14 protein-coding genes are annotated in these 15,338 nt (G+C 74.6%); 4 read left to right on the top strand and 10 right to left on the bottom strand.

The genetic code is table 11. The features are described from left to right. Positions 1-185: 185 nt before the first annotated feature. A complete protein-coding gene (locus ACIO92_RS32300) occupies positions 186-680 on the bottom strand; it encodes an SRPBCC family protein (RefSeq protein ID WP_402283947.1) in 495 nt (164 codons plus the stop codon). A gap of 99 nt (positions 681-779) precedes the next feature. Between ACIO92_RS32300 and ACIO92_RS32295 the strand changes: the two genes are divergently transcribed. Together ACIO92_RS32295 and ACIO92_RS32290 are read left to right on the top strand one after the other, a co-directional pair. Then, the gene (locus ACIO92_RS32295; RefSeq protein WP_402283945.1) at positions 780-1,550 is read left to right on the top strand and encodes an SAM-dependent methyltransferase; all 771 of its coding nucleotides are present in this window, start codon (positions 780-782) and stop codon (positions 1,548-1,550) included. Between the two features lie 284 nt (positions 1,551-1,834). Further along, a complete protein-coding gene (locus tag ACIO92_RS32290; protein ID WP_366445900.1) occupies positions 1,835-2,122 on the top strand; it encodes an SHOCT domain-containing protein in 288 nt (95 codons plus the stop codon). A 107-nt stretch (positions 2,123-2,229) separates the two neighbouring features. Here ACIO92_RS32290 and ACIO92_RS32285 read toward each other — a convergent pair whose 3' ends face one another. Beyond that, on the bottom strand, positions 2,230-2,889 hold the full coding sequence (locus ACIO92_RS32285; RefSeq protein WP_402060835.1) for an ATP-binding protein: 660 nt from the start codon (positions 2,887-2,889) through the stop codon (positions 2,230-2,232). A 222-nt stretch (positions 2,890-3,111) separates the two neighbouring features. Next, entirely contained in the window at positions 3,112-3,459 is a 348-nt protein-coding gene (locus tag ACIO92_RS32280; protein WP_366445898.1) for a hypothetical protein, read from the bottom strand. Between the two features lie 184 nt (positions 3,460-3,643). Here ACIO92_RS32280 and ACIO92_RS32275 point away from each other — a divergent pair, with 184 nt between their 5' ends. Continuing rightward, entirely contained in the window at positions 3,644-4,783 is a 1,140-nt protein-coding gene (locus ACIO92_RS32275) for a PLP-dependent cysteine synthase family protein (RefSeq protein WP_366445897.1), read from the top strand. Here ACIO92_RS32275 and ACIO92_RS32270 read toward each other — a convergent pair. From ACIO92_RS32270 to ACIO92_RS32260, 3 genes are all read right to left on the bottom strand, one after another. After that, a complete protein-coding gene (locus ACIO92_RS32270) occupies positions 4,743-5,243 on the bottom strand; it encodes an SRPBCC family protein (RefSeq protein WP_366445896.1) in 501 nt (166 codons plus the stop codon). The two genes, ACIO92_RS32275 and ACIO92_RS32270, sit on opposite strands and share 41 nt — an antisense overlap. A 241-nt stretch (positions 5,244-5,484) precedes the next feature. Further along, complete coding sequence (locus ACIO92_RS32265) at positions 5,485-5,925, bottom strand: SRPBCC family protein (protein ID WP_401243110.1); 441 nt, start codon at positions 5,923-5,925, stop codon at positions 5,485-5,487. A 210-nt stretch (positions 5,926-6,135) separates the two neighbouring features. Beyond that, complete coding sequence (locus tag ACIO92_RS32260; protein WP_366445894.1) at positions 6,136-6,966, bottom strand: DeoR/GlpR family DNA-binding transcription regulator; 831 nt, start codon at positions 6,964-6,966, stop codon at positions 6,136-6,138. Positions 6,967-7,111: 145 nt separating this feature from the next. Here ACIO92_RS32260 and ACIO92_RS32255 point away from each other — a divergent pair, with 145 nt between their 5' ends. Then, a complete protein-coding gene (locus ACIO92_RS32255; RefSeq protein ID WP_402283942.1) occupies positions 7,112-9,610 on the top strand; it encodes a hypothetical protein in 2,499 nt (832 codons plus the stop codon). Positions 9,611-9,617: 7 nt separating this feature from the next. Here the strand turns inward: ACIO92_RS32255 and ACIO92_RS32250 are convergent, their stop codons facing one another. The 4 genes from ACIO92_RS32250 to ACIO92_RS32235 all read right to left on the bottom strand — a co-directional run bounded on the left by ACIO92_RS32250 (position 9,618) and on the right by ACIO92_RS32235 (position 14,887). After that, on the bottom strand, positions 9,618-12,071 hold the full coding sequence (locus ACIO92_RS32250) for a right-handed parallel beta-helix repeat-containing protein (protein ID WP_366445892.1): 2,454 nt from the start codon (positions 12,069-12,071) through the stop codon (positions 9,618-9,620). Positions 12,072-12,745: 674 nt separating this feature from the next. Then, positions 12,746-13,354 carry a hypothetical protein gene (locus tag ACIO92_RS32245; protein ID WP_402283940.1) on the bottom strand — a complete coding sequence of 203 codons (609 nt, stop codon included), beginning with the start codon at positions 13,352-13,354 and terminating at the stop codon, positions 12,746-12,748. Positions 13,355-13,501: 147 nt separating this feature from the next. Then, positions 13,502-14,326: an MOSC N-terminal beta barrel domain-containing protein gene (locus tag ACIO92_RS32240; protein ID WP_366445890.1), complete on the bottom strand. Its 825-nt coding sequence runs from the start codon at positions 14,324-14,326 to the stop codon at positions 13,502-13,504. 51 nt (positions 14,327-14,377) lie between these two features. Then, complete coding sequence (locus ACIO92_RS32235; RefSeq protein WP_402060827.1) at positions 14,378-14,887, bottom strand: DUF6643 family protein; 510 nt, start codon at positions 14,885-14,887, stop codon at positions 14,378-14,380. Positions 14,888-15,338: the final 451 nt, after the last annotated feature.

The following is a 15,338-nucleotide window of genomic DNA, read 5'->3' as shown; positions in this document are numbered from 1 at the left end:
TCTGGCACGCACGCTCGCCGCGTTGTCGGGACACCCCGATACAACCGGTATCGGGGCGACCCTCCGCCTTGCGGTCGCACGCACCGGACGCCGCCAGGCCTGCCCTCCGGGCAGACGGCGCTCCTTTCGAAACACGCCCCAGCCGGTCCGAGCGGGCCTCCCGGTCCGGGCGGCCCGCCCGCCCCTCATGACCTCCGGCGCCCCGCTCCTCGGACCTCCGGGCGCCCCTCGGCCAGCGCGGCCAGCCGGTCGAGCGCCATTCGGGTGCCCGTCTCGTTGTCGCCGGGAGACACGGCGTCGGGGATCCCCTCGTGGACCAGGACCACCTCGGTCCCGCCGTCCATCGGCACCAGAGTCGTCGTGAGGCTCATCGCCCCCTGGAACCGGGGGTCGCCGCTCTCGAACTCGATGACCTCGACGACCCGTTCGTCCGGAAGTAGTTCCGCGAAGCGCCCGTGGTACGTGTCGGTGCGCGCCCCGGACCCGCCCGTGGCGCCGCCCTCGTCCTCGTACGTCAGGGAGATCCGGAAGGTGCCCCCCTCGCGCGCGTCGAACGTGTGGACCTCGCAGGTCATCCCGTACGGCACCCGCCAGCGCGCGACGGCCTCCGGGTCGAGGAGCGCCCGGTAGACGACGGAGGGCGGAGCGGCGACACGGCGGGACACGCGCATGGTGTACACCCTTCCCAGGCTAGGGCGGGGCGGCCGGGACCGCGCCCCCGGCGGCCGGGGGCGAAAACCACTGGGAGGCGGGGGCCCCGGGACGTACCGTTCCGCCCCATGACCTCATACGACTCCGGGCTTCCCCCGCGCCTCGGCGGCCTCACCTTCCACGGCCCGCTCTCCGAGTCCCGTGCGGGCCGCATCGTCGGGCGCCTCGCCGCCACCCGGCCCGCCGACGTCCTCGACATCGGCTGCGGCTGGGGCGAGTTGCTCCTGCGGGTCCTCGAAGCGGCACCCGGCGCCCGGGGGACCGGGATCGACATCAACGCCGAGGACCTGGCCCGGGGCCGGGCGCTCGCGGAGTCCCGGGGGCTCGCCGACCGTGTCGCGTTCGTGGAGGAGTCGGCGCGCGGAGCCGCCCTCGGCCCGGCCGACGCGGTCCTCTGCCTCGGCGCGAGCCAGGCGTTCTGTGAGCCCGGACCACCGCACGACCCCGCCGTCGCCCTCCGCGCGCTGCGCTCGCTGGTCCGTCCGGGCGGCCGGGTCGTCCTCGGCGAGGGCTTCTGGGAACGCACCCCGACCGGCGCCGAACTGGCCGGAATGTGGCCCGGCGCGCACATCGGCGACCATCTGGGTCTCGGCGCCCTGGTGGACCTGACGGTCGAGGCGGGGTTCCGGCCCGCGTGGATCGAGACGGCGAGCGCGGAGGAGTGGGAGGAGTTCGAATCGGGCTACCGCCACGACACCGAGCTCTGGCTCGCCGCCCGTCCCGGCCATCCGCTCGCCGCCGAGACCCGGGAACGGGTGGACCGCCAGCGTTCGGCCTGGCTCCACGGCTACCGGGGCGTCCTCGGCATCGCCTATCTGACGCTCGTCGCGGTGGCCTGACGCCGGATGCCCCGGCCCGGGGCGGGGCGGGCCGGGGCGGCGTCACGGCCGACCAGATGGGTCCGGTGGGTCCGCCGCGTCCGGCGCCCCGGTAGCCCGGTCGGCCCGTACGCCCGTACGCCCGTTCCATGGCCCGGCCCCGCGCCGTGATCTCCGCCGCTTCCCCGGCCGTACTCCCTCCGGCGTACGCGCGAAGCCGCTGTCCGTACGACGCCCCGACCCCCCTCCCGGAGCGAGGCTCGAACCACGGACACCGCCACAGCGCACCGAGGAGCTGAACCGTCATGAACGCACTCGCCCAAGGGGGCCCCGGACCGTGGGTCCTGTTCGTCCCCCTCGTCTGGGCCGCCGTCGTCATCGGGGTCGTCACCGTCGCCCGCCGCGTCGGATGGCGCCGGGGGCGCGACCCGCGCCTTCGCGGCGGCGGCCCCGACGAGCACTCGCCCCTCGCCCTGCTCGGCCACCGGTTCGCCGCCGGGGAGATCGACGAGGACGAGTACTGGCGCCGTCTGACCGTCCTGGAGGAGCAGTTCGGGCGCCGCGCCGACGATCCCAGGGGGCGCCGGGGATGACCCCGGTCCTGCGGCCTTCCGCCGGGTGACCCGTGGACCGTCGTGACTCACGGTCGGCGTGGCCTTCGGGCCCGCTCCGGGCGGCCCGCCCGGCCCGGCCCGCCCACTCAGTCCGTCCGGCCCGCGAGGACCGGTCGGGCGGGGCGGACGGGCCGGGAGAGCCGGTCCTCCCGGCTGCTCACCGGACCCGCCGCCCGAACGGGCCCCGCCCCGGCCACCGCCGGTGCCGACACCGGTCCCGGGGCGACCGACGCCCCCACCGGTACGGCGGGGGCCGTCCCGTACGCCGACGCCAGGCTCTCGGCCACGGCCCCGAACACCACATCGCGGCAGCGCTCCACCGTGTCGTGCGGGTCCGGTGGCGCCGCCAGCGTGAACCAGACGATCTTTCCGGTCCCACAGGGACGCACCCCCCAACTCTCGCTGACCGCGCCGACGATGGCGAGGCCGCGCCCGGAGGTGGCCAGCTCGTCGTAGGCGTCCAGCGGGTCCCGGGCGCCCGCCTCCGGCATCCGGGGGTCGTGGTCCCGGACGGAGACCGTGAGCCGGTCGAGCAGCAGCTCGACCTCGACGGTGCACCGTTTGTCCGGCCGGGCGTGCCGGTGGACATTGGTCAGGAGTTCGGTGACGCCCAGGACGGCGGGATCGACCAGGGCGTCCAGATGCCAGTGGCGCAGATGCGCGGAGACAATTCTGCGGACCTGTCCGATCCGCGACGGCAGGGCGTGGAGCTCCACCGCGTAGTACCTGCTCGGCTCGCTGATCACGGCTGCGACTCCCCGAAGTGGTCCGGAAGAAGACGAAGATTCCGATCTCTCATGCGGTACAGCAGGGTGACGGCGGGAACGCGTCGTCACCACCGATCAACCCTCGGTGAGGTGGTTCCAGCCTGAGCCAGTGGTGACCGTCCCGCAACTCACGGCGACCGGCGGGCATCGGCTTCCGGCCGCCGGACGACCCGGCTCCGTACCGTCCCGCCGTCCGTCGTCTCAGCCCGAGCGCCGTCCGGCCGCCCGCTTCAGCGCGGCCAGGAACCGTCCCGTCGTCCGCGCCCCGTCCTCGCCCTCCACGGCGGCTCCGTCGGGGTCGGGGCACTCCTCCCGGTGCAGTCTGAGGCGGTACCGGGTGCCGTTCACGGTCGCCACCGCCTCGTCGGGCTTCGCGAACCACGGGCGCCCCGCCCGGACCGCGCCCACGGGCGCGCTGTCGATCTCGCTGCCGTAACTGGTGAGCAGGGCGAGGCGGCCGTCCTCGATCCGCACCTCGCCCGCGCGCGTCAACGACCTCGGCCAGCGGACGATGCCCACGCCCCTGGCACTGAACTCGGGTTTCGACATGCCGATCCCACCCCTCTTGCCCGTTGTCACTCCCAGTGTGCCGGGCCTCCGCCGCCCGCACCAGTGGCCCTCCGCAAGTCATCCCTATGGGGAGTCAAAGGAAACGTTTGCCCAGGTGGGAGCGGTATCGTCGGCGGTGGGGCGCCCCGGGGGAAACGGGGGAGCCGAACGAGGAGAGGCACCGATGAGCACCACGGAGAAGAGCCTTCAGGACGGACCGGCCGCCACGCTGACCGTCGACGTCGACCGCAGCGACCTCGCGTACCGCGCCTGGCTCAAGGAAGCCGTCCGCAAGGTCCAGGCGGACGCCAACCGGTCCGCCGACACGCACCTGCTGCGCTTCCCCCTCCCCGAGAAGTGGGGCATCGACCTCTACCTCAAGGACGAGTCGACGCACCCCACCGGCAGCCTCAAGCACCGTCTGGCCCGTTCGCTGTTCCTGTACGGCCTGTGCAACGGCTGGGTGCGGCCCGGCAAGCCCGTCATCGAGGCGTCCAGCGGCTCGACCGCCGTCTCGGAGGCGTACTTCGCGAAGCTCATCGGGGTGCCGTTCATCGCCGTCATGCCGCGCACCACGAGCCCCGAGAAGTGCCGCCTCATCGAATTCCACGGCGGACAGTGCCACTTCGTCGACGACTCCCGCACCATCTACGAGGAGTCCGCGGCGCTCGCCGAGCGGACCGGCGGCCACTACATGGACCAGTTCACCTACGCGGAGCGGGCCACCGACTGGCGCGGCAACAACAACATCGCCGAGTCGATGTACCAGCAGCTGAGGCTGGAGCGGTACCCGGAACCCACCTGGATCGTCGCCACCGCGGGCACCGGCGGCACCTCGGCCACCATCGCCCGCTACGTCCACTACATGCAGCACGACACCCGCATCTGCGTCGCCGACCCGGAGAACTCCTGTTTCTTCGACGGCTGGACGCACCACGACCCGCACGCGACGGCCGACTGCGGCTCGCGCATCGAGGGCATCGGCCGCCCCCGGATGGAACCCAGCTTCGTGCCCGGGGCCGTCGACCGCATGATGAAGGTGCCCGACGCGGCGAGCGTCGCCGCCGTCCGGGCCCTGGAGGCCGCCATCGGCCGCAAGGCGGGCGGCTCCACCGGCACCGGCCTGTGGAGCGCCTTCAAGATCGTCGCCGAGATGGTGGCCGACGAGCGGACCGGCAGCGTCGTGACGCTTCTCTGCGACCCCGGCGACCGCTACCTCGACAAGTACTACTCCGACGACTGGCTGGCCGCCCAGGGCCTCGACATCGCCCCGTACACCGCCGTCATCGACCGGTTCCTGGCGACGGGGGCCTGGCCGGAGTGAGCCGCCGGTCGAGGCGGCGCGCGGCGTCCCGGAAGGACAGCGCCAGGCCCGGTCCGGCGAGCCGCAGGCCCAGCCGGAACGGCGGCGCCCCGTCGGCGGCCATGGTCCAGCGCAGCCGGGTCCCCCGGCCCTCGGGCCGCAGGGCCCACTCCTCCGCCAGGGCCGTCACGCCGGGCGCGTTGGTGACGTCCACCCGGTAGGCGTAACGGACGTCGGGCTCCGCGGCGAGGATCGTCTCCTCGAAGCGGACCCCGCCGCGCAGCCGTACGGTACGGCCCGTGCCGTCACCGGTCGGTACGGCGGAGGCGACCGCGGTGAACCAGGAGGGCAGGCTCCCCACCTCCACGGCCAGCGACCGGTAGACGGCCGGCGGAGGTGCGGCGAGCACCGCCGAGAAGACCAGACGGACGGGCGCGGACACGGTGAAGTCGAGCTCCACCGGCCTCAGTCGGCGTGCCATGGGCCGAACCTCTCCAGGACGGAAACGGAAGTGAGACCGTAGCTGACTTGCTGTCAGCAGCACAGTGGCGGAAGGAAGTTGGCGAGATCCGGGGTGGTCCTGGAGATCCCGGGGCGGTCCTGGAGATCAAGGGCCGGGATCTTCCGGGAAGTCGGGAGCCGGAGCCTCCCGGGAGGCGGGAGTCGGGGGTCTCCCGGGAGGGTGAGATCCGGGGTCTTCCGGAAGGCCGCCGAAGGGCTCCTCACCGCACCCCCAGCAGTCCGTCGAGCGCCCGCCCGAACAGGAACCTTCCCGCGCGCGCGAGGACCGGGTCGAAGGCCCCGGGCACCCCGCGCACCGACAGCTCCTCCGTCCAGACGACCCGGCTGCCGCCACCGGGCGCCCCCGCCACCTCGACCAGCGCCCAACCCCGCACCACCCGGCCCGACTTCTCCAGCCGGCACGTCCCGGCCCGGTCCGCCACCGGGGGCTCCCAGCGCGTGACCTCCATCGGGTCGTCGAAGGACAGCCCGCCGATCCCGGTCCGCGCGGTGAACCGCGTCCCCGTCCGGTTCGGCCCCGGCGTCAGCACCCGCGTCCGGGTCAGCGGCACCTGACGGCCGTGCGCGGGCCAGTCGGTGAGCCGCCGCCAGACCTCCTCCGGCGCCGCCGCCACCACCCGTTCCAGCCGGAAGAGACTCATGACGGCCCCGCTCCGAAGCGGCTCATGACCGCCCCGCCCCGGAACGGCGCGGGACGGGCCGCGCCGGGAAGCAGCCTGTGGCCGGTCCCGCGAGGAAGGAGCCCGTGACCGGTCCCGTCCGGAAGGGGCCCGTGGCGGAACCGGCCGCGAAGGGGCCCGTGGCGGGTCCGGTCACGAAGCGGTCCGCCGCCTGTCCCGTCAGCGCGGGGCTCACAACTGCTCCTCGCCCGCCACCACGAGCCCCGGCAACTGCTCGACGACCTCGGCCCGTACGCCCCCGGGGAGCCCCCGGTCCGTCACCCAGGTGTCCACCTCCGCCAGGTCGGCGAACGAACTCAGGCCCACGGTGCCCCACTTGGTGTGGTCCGCGACCACCACCACCCGGCGCGCGGACCGGATCAGACACCGGTTGGTCTCCGCCTCCGCCAGGTTCGGCGTGGAGAGCCCCGCCTCCGCCGAGATCCCGTGCACCCCGAGGAACAGCAGATCGAAATGGAGCGAGCGGACCGCCCGGTCCGCCACCGGCCCCACCAGCGCGTCGGACGGCGTGCGCACCCCGCCGGTCAGCACCACCGTCGCCGCCCCCACCCGGGACCCGCCCCCACCACCGACCCCGGGCCGCGCCTCGTGGAACACGTCAGCGACCCGCACCGAGTTCGTCACCACGGTCAGCTCCGGCACGTCGAGCAGATGCCGGGCGAGGGCGTACGTCGTCGTCCCGCCGGACAGCGCGATGGCGGTGCCCGGCGCGACCAGCGCCGCCGCCGCACGGGCGATCTCGTCCTTGGCGCTCGGTTCGAGCACCGACTTGGCCTCGAACCCCGGCTCGTGGGCGCTGGGTTCGGCCACCGGTACGGCCCCGCCGTGCACCTTCGCCAACATGCCCTGCCGGGCCAGCGCGTCGAGGTCGCGGCGGATCGTCATGTCCGAGACGTTCAGCCGACGGGTCAGCTCGTTGACCCGCACACCGCCGCGCCGCCGGACCTCGTCGAGGATCAGGGCGCGCCGCTGCTCCGCGAGGAGGTTCTGGTTGTCAGTCACCGCCGGGGCCGGTCCTTCCGCAGAAGACAAGGGGATGAACGTCGGATTCGGTGAGGGACGGCGCGTCGCCGCGTTCCCTTCCGCGATCCTGGTGCCGAGCTGTTGCCGACGTCGCATCTTCCCACCCCGAGAGGAAGCCGCTTCAGTGTCCCCTGCCACACCCGCCCCGGAGAGCGAGGGCCCGGCGCTCGAACTCCTCGTGCACGGAGTCGGCGGCACCACCCCCCAGGACATGCTGGACGACCCCAGGACCGTACGGGTCACCGGCGACCGGACCGCCGCCGTGTACCGCCGCGCCGACGACCTCGACGCCGAGGAACACCCCGAGCGGTACGCGACCGGACCCGTCCGGGAGGCGTACGTCTGGTCCAACCTCACCTCCGGCGACGGGGCCCGCGCCCTGTGGCTGCTCCTGCTGCCCTTCATGGTCGCCAACCTCGCGCACTGGATGCGCCCGCCCGCCCGGGACTGCGCGGCCCTCGTCCGGCTGTACGGCGTGCTCGTCCGGCTCGTCGCCCTCACCCTCACCGTGCTGCTCACCGCCGCCGCCTGCGAGGTCGCGCTCGACCTGACGGCCTGGCAGTGCGCGGGCGGCTCCTGCGCGGACGGGTACTCGTGGCTCGGTTTCCTCTCCGCAGGGCGCGGCGGCTGGTGGTCGCTCCCGGGCCGCCGTCTCGCCCTCGCCGCCCTGGTGCCGACGCTGCTCGTCGGCCTGCTCTGGTACCTGTCGAACCGGACGTGGAGCGCGTACGAGGCCCAGCGTCCGCCCACCGGTTTCGACGCGCCGGCCACCCCCGTACCGAGCGGTGCGGAACACCCCGGGACACCACCCGCCGAAGGGCACACGACCGGGAGCGCCACCGGGAGCGCCTTCGCGGGCCCGTCCGGAAGTCCGCCGGGAGGACCGTCCGGAAGGGTGGACGGGGCCCCGGACACCGCCCCGCCCGTCGAACTGCGCGCCGCCCTCGGCCGACCCGGCTTCTGGTACGGCCGCAGGCTCGTCGCCCGCCTCCGGGCCGCCCACACCGCCGCCGGGTTCCTCACCGTCGCCGCCGCCGTCGTCACCCCCGCCGTCCGGCACGACACCGGTCTGCCGGGCGCCGGGGACCTCCTCGGCCGGATGCTGCAGACCGCCGTCGCGGTCCTCGCCGGGATCGTCCTCTGGGTGGTGTGCCGCCGTGGCCGCAGCGAGCGCCGTCTCGACCTGCGCCTGGAGAAGGCCCTCGTCTCCTGGCTGCCCGGCGCCTCCCTCGCCCTGCTCGCGCTGACCGCCCTCTACGCCTCCTGGACCCGCCCCGGCTGGGCCTCGTCCGGAACCCTCCCCGGCGACGCCGTGTTCGGCGGCCTCACCGTCGCCCAGGGAGTCCTCGTGGTCGCCCTCGGCATCGTCGCCCTGCTCCTCCAACGGCCCCGCCGCGACCCCCGCACCGCCCTGCGCGGACTCGGCGGGCCCGCCGTCGCCATGCTCGCCTGCGCCCTCGGCGGCGTCATGTCCGGGGGAGTGGCCCAGCGGGTCGCCGACTGGCTCGACGGACCCGCCACCCCCGGCATGGGCGACTCCGGCCCCCGGATAGCACCCCCCGTACTGCTCAGCTGGCAGGCCTCCGTGATCCCCGTCCTGATCCTGCTGCTGCTCGTGCCCGCCGTCCTGCTCGGCGTCCGGACCGTGCTCGCGGCCCGGCGGCTGCGCGCCGCCGTCGAGGCCGACTACCCCACCGACGAGCACGACCCGGTCCGCACCGGTCAGATCGCGGCCGACCGGGCACGGGCGGGGCTCACCGACTCCGCTCCCCTCCTCGTCGGCGTCGTCTCCGGCGCGACCCTCCTCCTCGGCGCCTGCTCCGTCGTGGGCGCCTGGGCCAGCGGCAACGTCCCCGGACGCGCCTTCGACGGCGCCCACCCGGCCGTCGCCTCCCTCGCCTCCGCCACCCAGGCCCTCGGCTCCTGGATGATCGGCTTCGGCTTCCTGTTCTTCGTCACCTGGGGCCGCCGCGCCTACAAGGACGCCTCCGCCCGCCGGACCATCGGCATCCTCTGGGACGTCGGCACCTTCTGGCCCCGCGCCGCCCACCCGTTCGCCCCGCCCTGCTACGCCGAGCGGGCCGTCCCCGACCTCACCTGGCGGATGAGTTCCTGGACCCGCGCCACCGGCGGCCGACTGGTCATCTCCGGACACTCCCAGGGCAGTGTCCTGGCGGCCGCCGCCGTCTGGCAGCTACGGCCCGCCACCCGCCGCCGGGTCGCGCTCCTCACCTACGGCTCACCCCTGGAGCGGCTCTACGGCCGCTGGTTCCCCACCTACTTCGGCCCCGAGGCGCTCCGCGCCCTGAACCGCACGGTCCACTGCTGGAGCAACCTCTACCGGGCCACCGACCCCATCGGCGGACCCGTCCGGGTCCCGGCGGACGACGGCAGGCCCGTCGTCGACGCGAAGGCCCTGCTCGACCCCGTCGTCTACGGCAGGACCCGTGCGCATCCGCTGCCCGAGCCCATCCTCGGACACTCCGAGTACCAGGCCGACCCGGCGTTCGCCCGGCGGCGCACCGGCCTCCTCGACCGGCTGCCGCCCGCGCTGCCCCGGCAGCGGGGCGACCACGACCACGAACCCTCGGACCAGGACGGTCCCGGGAGGCCGCCCGGCTAGAACGGGGTCAGGGCAGTTCCGGCAGGTCGTCCGGGTAGAGCAGGGTCAGATCGTCCGTGCTGGTCTCGGCCAGCTCGGCGACCCGGCCCGCGTGCCGCTCCACCATCGACTCGAAGGTCTGGCGGGCGGTGCGCCCGTTGCCGAACGCCGGGCCCTTCGGCAGCTTCGTGAAGTACGCGAGCAGCGCCCGGTCGGTGCCGGGCGCGAGCCGGTACTCGTGCTCGTCGGCCTGCTGGCCCACGATCCGCAGGAGTTCCCCCGGCGCGTAGTCGCCGAAGGAGATGGTCCGTGAGAAACGCGAGGCGACACCGGGGTTGACCGTCAGGAAGCGCTCCATCTCCGTCGTGTACCCGGCGACGATGACGACCACCGCGTCCCGGTGGTCCTCCATCAGCTTCACCAGGGTGTCGATCGCCTCCCGGCCGAAGTCCCGGCCCGAGTCCTCCGGCGACAGGGCGTACGCCTCGTCGACGAACAGCACCCCGCCCCGCGCCCGGTCGAAGGCCTCCTGGGTACGGATCGCGGTCGAGCCGATGTGCTCGCCGACCAGGTCCACCCGGGACACCTCCACCAGGTGCCCGCGTTCCAGGACCCCGAGCGAGGCCAGGATCTCCCCGTACAGCCGGGCCACCGTCGTCTTGCCCGTGCCGGGATTGCCGGTGAAGACGAGGTGTCTGCGGACCGAGGCCGCCTTCAGGCCCGCCTCCTGCCGCCTGCGGCCCACCTCGATCATGTTGGTGAGCGTCCGCACCTCCAGTTTGACGCTCTCCAGACCCACGAGACCGTCCAGTTCCCCGAGGACGTCCTGCGAGGAACGCGCCGGGGGGACGACCGCCACGGGCGCGGCCGGGGGAGGCGTGGCGCGCGGCACCGGCACCTTGCCCAGGACCTCGCCCGGGACCGGGCCCAGGACCCCGCCCGACGTCTTGCCGAGCACCCCGCCCGACAGTACGGAGGACGGGAGCGTCCCGCCGTCGGGCACCGAGGAGCGGACCGCGCTCTCGTCGCTGGTGCAGTCCTCCGCGCTCGCGCCCTCCTCGGGGAACTCGTAGCCGCCGCGCGCGCAGCGTTCCGTACGGCACTTGCGCAGGGTCGTCCGGCAGCCGTCGGTGACGTGGAAGCCGTACCCTCCGCTGCCCGTGACCCGGCAGCCGGTGAAGGTGCCCCGGCCCTCCGCCGACACGTAGAAACCGGCCTCGGCGGGCGAGGTGACCGTGCACCGGTCGATCGTCGGGTCGGCGCCCTTGGTGACGATGACACCGGTCTGCACCGAGTCGATGGTGCAGCCGGCGAGGGTGCCGCCGCTGCCGTGGTCCCGGAACCAGGCGCCCGTGGAGGCCTCCCGGATGCGGCAGTCGTCGAGCTGGGCGGACGCCCCGTCGCTCACCGACACCGCCGTGTTCCGGACCTGGAAGAGGTCGCTGTCGACGACGTCCACCCGCGAGCCCCGGTCGAGGACGAACAGCGCGTCCGGCACGTCGTGCACCCGGCAGGACTCCAGGACGGCGGTCGCCCCGTCGCTGACCCACACCGCCGGATAGTCGCCCGTGCTGTCGTGGATCTCGCACTGGTGGGCGTCCACCCGGGTCCCCGGGTCCCACACCGAGAGGCCGTTGCGGCCGAACCTGCGGACGGTGGACCGGGTCAGCGTCAGGACCGACCGGGACCGCAGGTCCACCGCGTTCTCCGGTACGGAGTGGATGTCGCAGTCCGACAGCGTCAGGACCGCGTCCGTGTCCAGGGTGATGCCGTCCGCCGAGGTGCGGTGCACCGAGGAGTCCGTGAAGTGCGCGGAGGCCCTGCCCGCGATCTGCAGACCGGCGCCCTTGATCTCGTACACCTCGCAGCCGATCCCCTCCAGACCACTGCCCTCGCCGGTCACGGCGATCCCTGCGCCGGAGGCGTGGTGCACCCGGCAGCGTTCGAGCCGGGGGTGTGCCCCGCCGCGCACCGAGATCCCCGCCTGTCCCGCGGACACCACCTCGCACTCCTCGAACACCCCGCCCGCGCCGTCGACGACGGCGATGCCGATCCCGGCCGGATTGTCGACCGTGCAGCGGCGGAACGTCGGCCGGGCCGTGCCCCGCACCTCGATCCCGGCCGCCGAGCGGGTCATGATCCTCAGGTCCAGCAGCTCGGGGGTGCCGTCCTCGACGAGCAGCGCGGGCGCGGCCACGTCCTGCCCTTCGATGTGCAGGTCCCGCACGGTCACGGAGGCGCGGACCGTCAGCGGCACGCCGTCCGGCGGCGCGATCCGCACGGAGCCGACCGAGCCCTCGGGTCCGCGCAGGGTGACCGCCCGCAGCACCACGAGGTTCTCCCGGTAGGTGCCGGGGGCGACGGTGAGCACGTCCCCGTCCCCGGCGGCCTCCAGAGCGGCCGCAAGCGAGGGGTACTCACCCGTGCGGCGCCGCCACCGCGATGTGCCGGTGTGCGTCACCTGGACCGTGCCCTGTGCCATGGGTGTGTCCTGCCCCCGCCTCATGCCTCGCCGGTGATCCGATGCCCCACCGTAGCGCGCGCGGGGCCACCGGGTTGACGGGTCGAGGCCCCCATGTCCGCACCGGTGCGGGCCGGGTGCCCGCTCGGTCGCGGGCGGTCGCGGGGCGGTCGCGGTCGGTCGTGCCCGGCGCACTCCGGCGGCCTGGACACCGGGGTACGAGCACGGATCCACGGCCCCCGCGCGGCGCGGCCGGGGCGGTACGGACCGGAGAACCGTTTCCCCGTGGCCACCCGGCCACGGCGGTACGTTCGTCCGCCCGCCGGGCGGGGCACGGCCGTGGGCCCGGTCGGTGCGGTCGGTGCGGTCGGGGCGAGCGGGCCTCGTGGGTCCGGTGACCGGCGGCGGGGTGCGCGCTCGCGTCGGCGGGGCGGTAGGACTGGAGGGGCACTGTCCGGGCCGTCCGTCGCGGCGGGCCGCCGCGTCCGGGCCGTATGTCCGGAGCCGTACGCCCCCGGAACCGCCGCTCGTGCATCCGGCCGCCGAAGCGCCCGCAGTACGTCCTTCCCGCTCGCCCTCTCGGCCTGGCGGGGCCACCGGGCCCGCCGCACCGCGCCGACTCCGTCCCTCAGTCCCGCCCGTCGGCGCGCGGGGCCGCCGTACCCCGTCCGTACCTTCCGGGTGTACGGCCCCGCTCAGCTGCCGGTGCCGGTGCGTCCCCAGTCCGGTCCCGTCGCGGCCCACGCGCGGTCCAGGCGCGCGTACCGCAGGAGCACCAGCCTGCGGACGGCGAGACGGCGGACCGTCTCCACCATCAGCCCCGTGAGCAGCGCGGCCGTCAGCCCCGCGATGGCCGCGTGCGCGCGGGCGGCGCCCGCCCGCATCGGAGCGGCCACCGGGTGTCCGCTCCGGTCGGTCCACAGGGCGAAGTCCGCGCCGGGCGCGGAAGTGCGTCGGGCCGTCGTCACCGTGCCCGTACGGACCGAACCGTCCGGCGCGGTCCACCGGGCCACCACCGAGCGCCGCAGCCGCTCCTCGCCCGCCACGTCGGCCGTCCCCGCACCGCCCGCGGGCCGGTCGGCGGACCGCAGCACCCGGGCCGTCGTCGGCAGCCGTTGCTCGTGCTGCGCGCGGACCGCGCGCTGGAGCGAGGCGTCGGCTGAGGCTCCGGCCGCCCAGCCGGTCAGCGGCACCAGCAGACAGAGCAGTGCCGCCGCCGTGAAGGCGACCCACGCCTCCGCGAGGTCCGTGGCCCGGCGCAGGGGATTGTGCCGCCAGCGCCAGAGGCCGATGGCTGCGCGCACGTCAGCACCCCCTCGTCGTTCACCGGTCCTCCAACGAGTGTGCCCCGGGGCGGGGTTCCCCGCCCGTCGGGCCGGGGAAGTGTGACGGGCGTCCCGCGGCCGGGCCCGCCGGGCGTCCGCCGGGCCCGCTCGGGCCGGTCGGCCCCGTCAGTCCAGGATCTTCACCTCGTCGCCGACCCGGACGGTGCCGGTGTGCTCGGGGACGAGGTTCTGGCCGAAGACGGCCCGGCCGTCCCGCCTGCGGTGCCGGGCGAGGGTCCGCAGCGGCTCCTTGCCGCGTTCGGCGGTCAGCTGGTCCGTCGTGGTGACGACACAGCGCCCGCAGGGCCGGGCGACCCGGAAGGTCACCTCTCCCACGGTGAGGCGCGTCCAGCCGTCCTCGGCCCAGGGAGCGGTCCCCCCGACCACCAGGTTCGGCCGGAAGCGGCTCATCGGCAGCGGCCCTTCGTGGGCGTGGTCGCCCTCGGCGACGAGGGAGTTGAGGGCGTCGAGCGAGCCGGTGGTGGTGACGAGGAGCGGATAGCCGTCGGCGAAGCTGACGGTCTCGCCGGGCAGGGCGTACTCCGGGTCCACCGGGCGCCGGTGCTCGGGCGCGTCCATGTGGACCAGCCGGAACGCGCCCTCCAGGAAGGCGGACACCCAGGCGTCCGCCGCCGGACCGGCGGGCACCGCCTCCACGGGCTTGTCGAAGATCTCCGTCGTCAGCGTGGCCGAGGGGTGCGGCACCCCGACCGGCAGCGACGGACGGCCGGGCGCGGAGAGGACGACTCCGCCGCCCGGCAGCGGCTCCGCCGTGGCCAACGCCATCCGGGGGGTACGGCGTTGGGTCACGACCTTCCCCGCGGTGTCGACGACGGCCCAGCGGCGGTCCCCCGCCAGCCCCCAGGGCTGGACCTCGGCCGCCTCGGGGGACAGCGCCCGCATGGCCTTCACCGGGTGGACGTGGACGGAGCGGAGGAGCGGAGTCGGCATGTCCTCATCCTGCCAGCCGCTCCGGTCCGGGCGCCGTCCGGCGGGGACGGGTCAGTAACCCCCGCCCTGGTAGGGACGGTTGTACGGGTCCTCGTAGGGCGCGGGCGCCGGGACGGGCCGGGGGGCCGCCGGGCGCATCGCCTCGTAGCCTGCGGGACGCATCGCCTCGTAGCCGGCCGGGGCGGGCCGGGGCGGCTGCTGCTGGTACGGGGCGCCCTGGTGACCGCGCGGGGTCATCTGCTGCTGCGGGATGTACGGGGCGGGGGCGTGCTGCAGGGGCACGGGAGCCATCTGCGGTACCGGCTGCGGGTATCCGTAGCCGTTGCCGTACGAGGGCTGCGGGGAGGGCGCGGCCGGGAGGGCGGGCAGTGCCGAGGGGAGCGCCGGCAGGTAGGAACCAGGGGCGGGGAAGCTGCTGCCGGTGTCGTAGGCGGCGGGCACTCTGATCGGGGCGATCTGAGGCGTGCCCCGCTCCGCGACCAGGGAGTCGTAGATCGGGGTGTCCGGGAAGGACGGCGCGGTGTGGTAACCGCCTCCATAGGTGGAGCGGGGGGAGGTCATGGCCATAAGTTAAACCCACGATGTGCCGGTTGGGGAGCCTGATTTGAGGGTTGTTTGCCGGGCTCCGGGGGCGAGCCGATCCCCAATCCGAGCGAACGTGACAAAAACGGGCGGCGCGCGACGGCAAGATCGTGTAAAAGCCGAGTTCGGAGGGGGTTACCGGTGGGTCCGGCCGCTCGGGCCGATCCGGCGCCCCAGGCATGAAGAAAACATAAAGAAAAGGTGCCGAGAAGGGGTGGGTGAAGCGATCATGGGCATGATTGGGCGTCAAATCCGCGGACGCGCGGGACACCGCGCACGCGCCGAATTGATCAGGCTACTCCCCGTGTCGGGAAATGTTTTCCGGTGACGCCCCTCCGGATGATCACCGACGCCGTGCTCCCGCCGGACGGACGCCCGGCCCGTGCTCCCGCCGGACGCCCCGGACCCGTGGCCTCCCCGCCCCGACGAA

This window comes from Streptomyces sp. NPDC087215 (genome assembly GCF_044744885.1).
GTDB lineage: Bacteria > Actinomycetota > Actinomycetes > Streptomycetales > Streptomycetaceae > Streptomyces.
The sequence above is the reverse complement of the archived record's forward strand: the minus strand, read 5'-3'. Positions and strand labels throughout refer to the sequence as shown.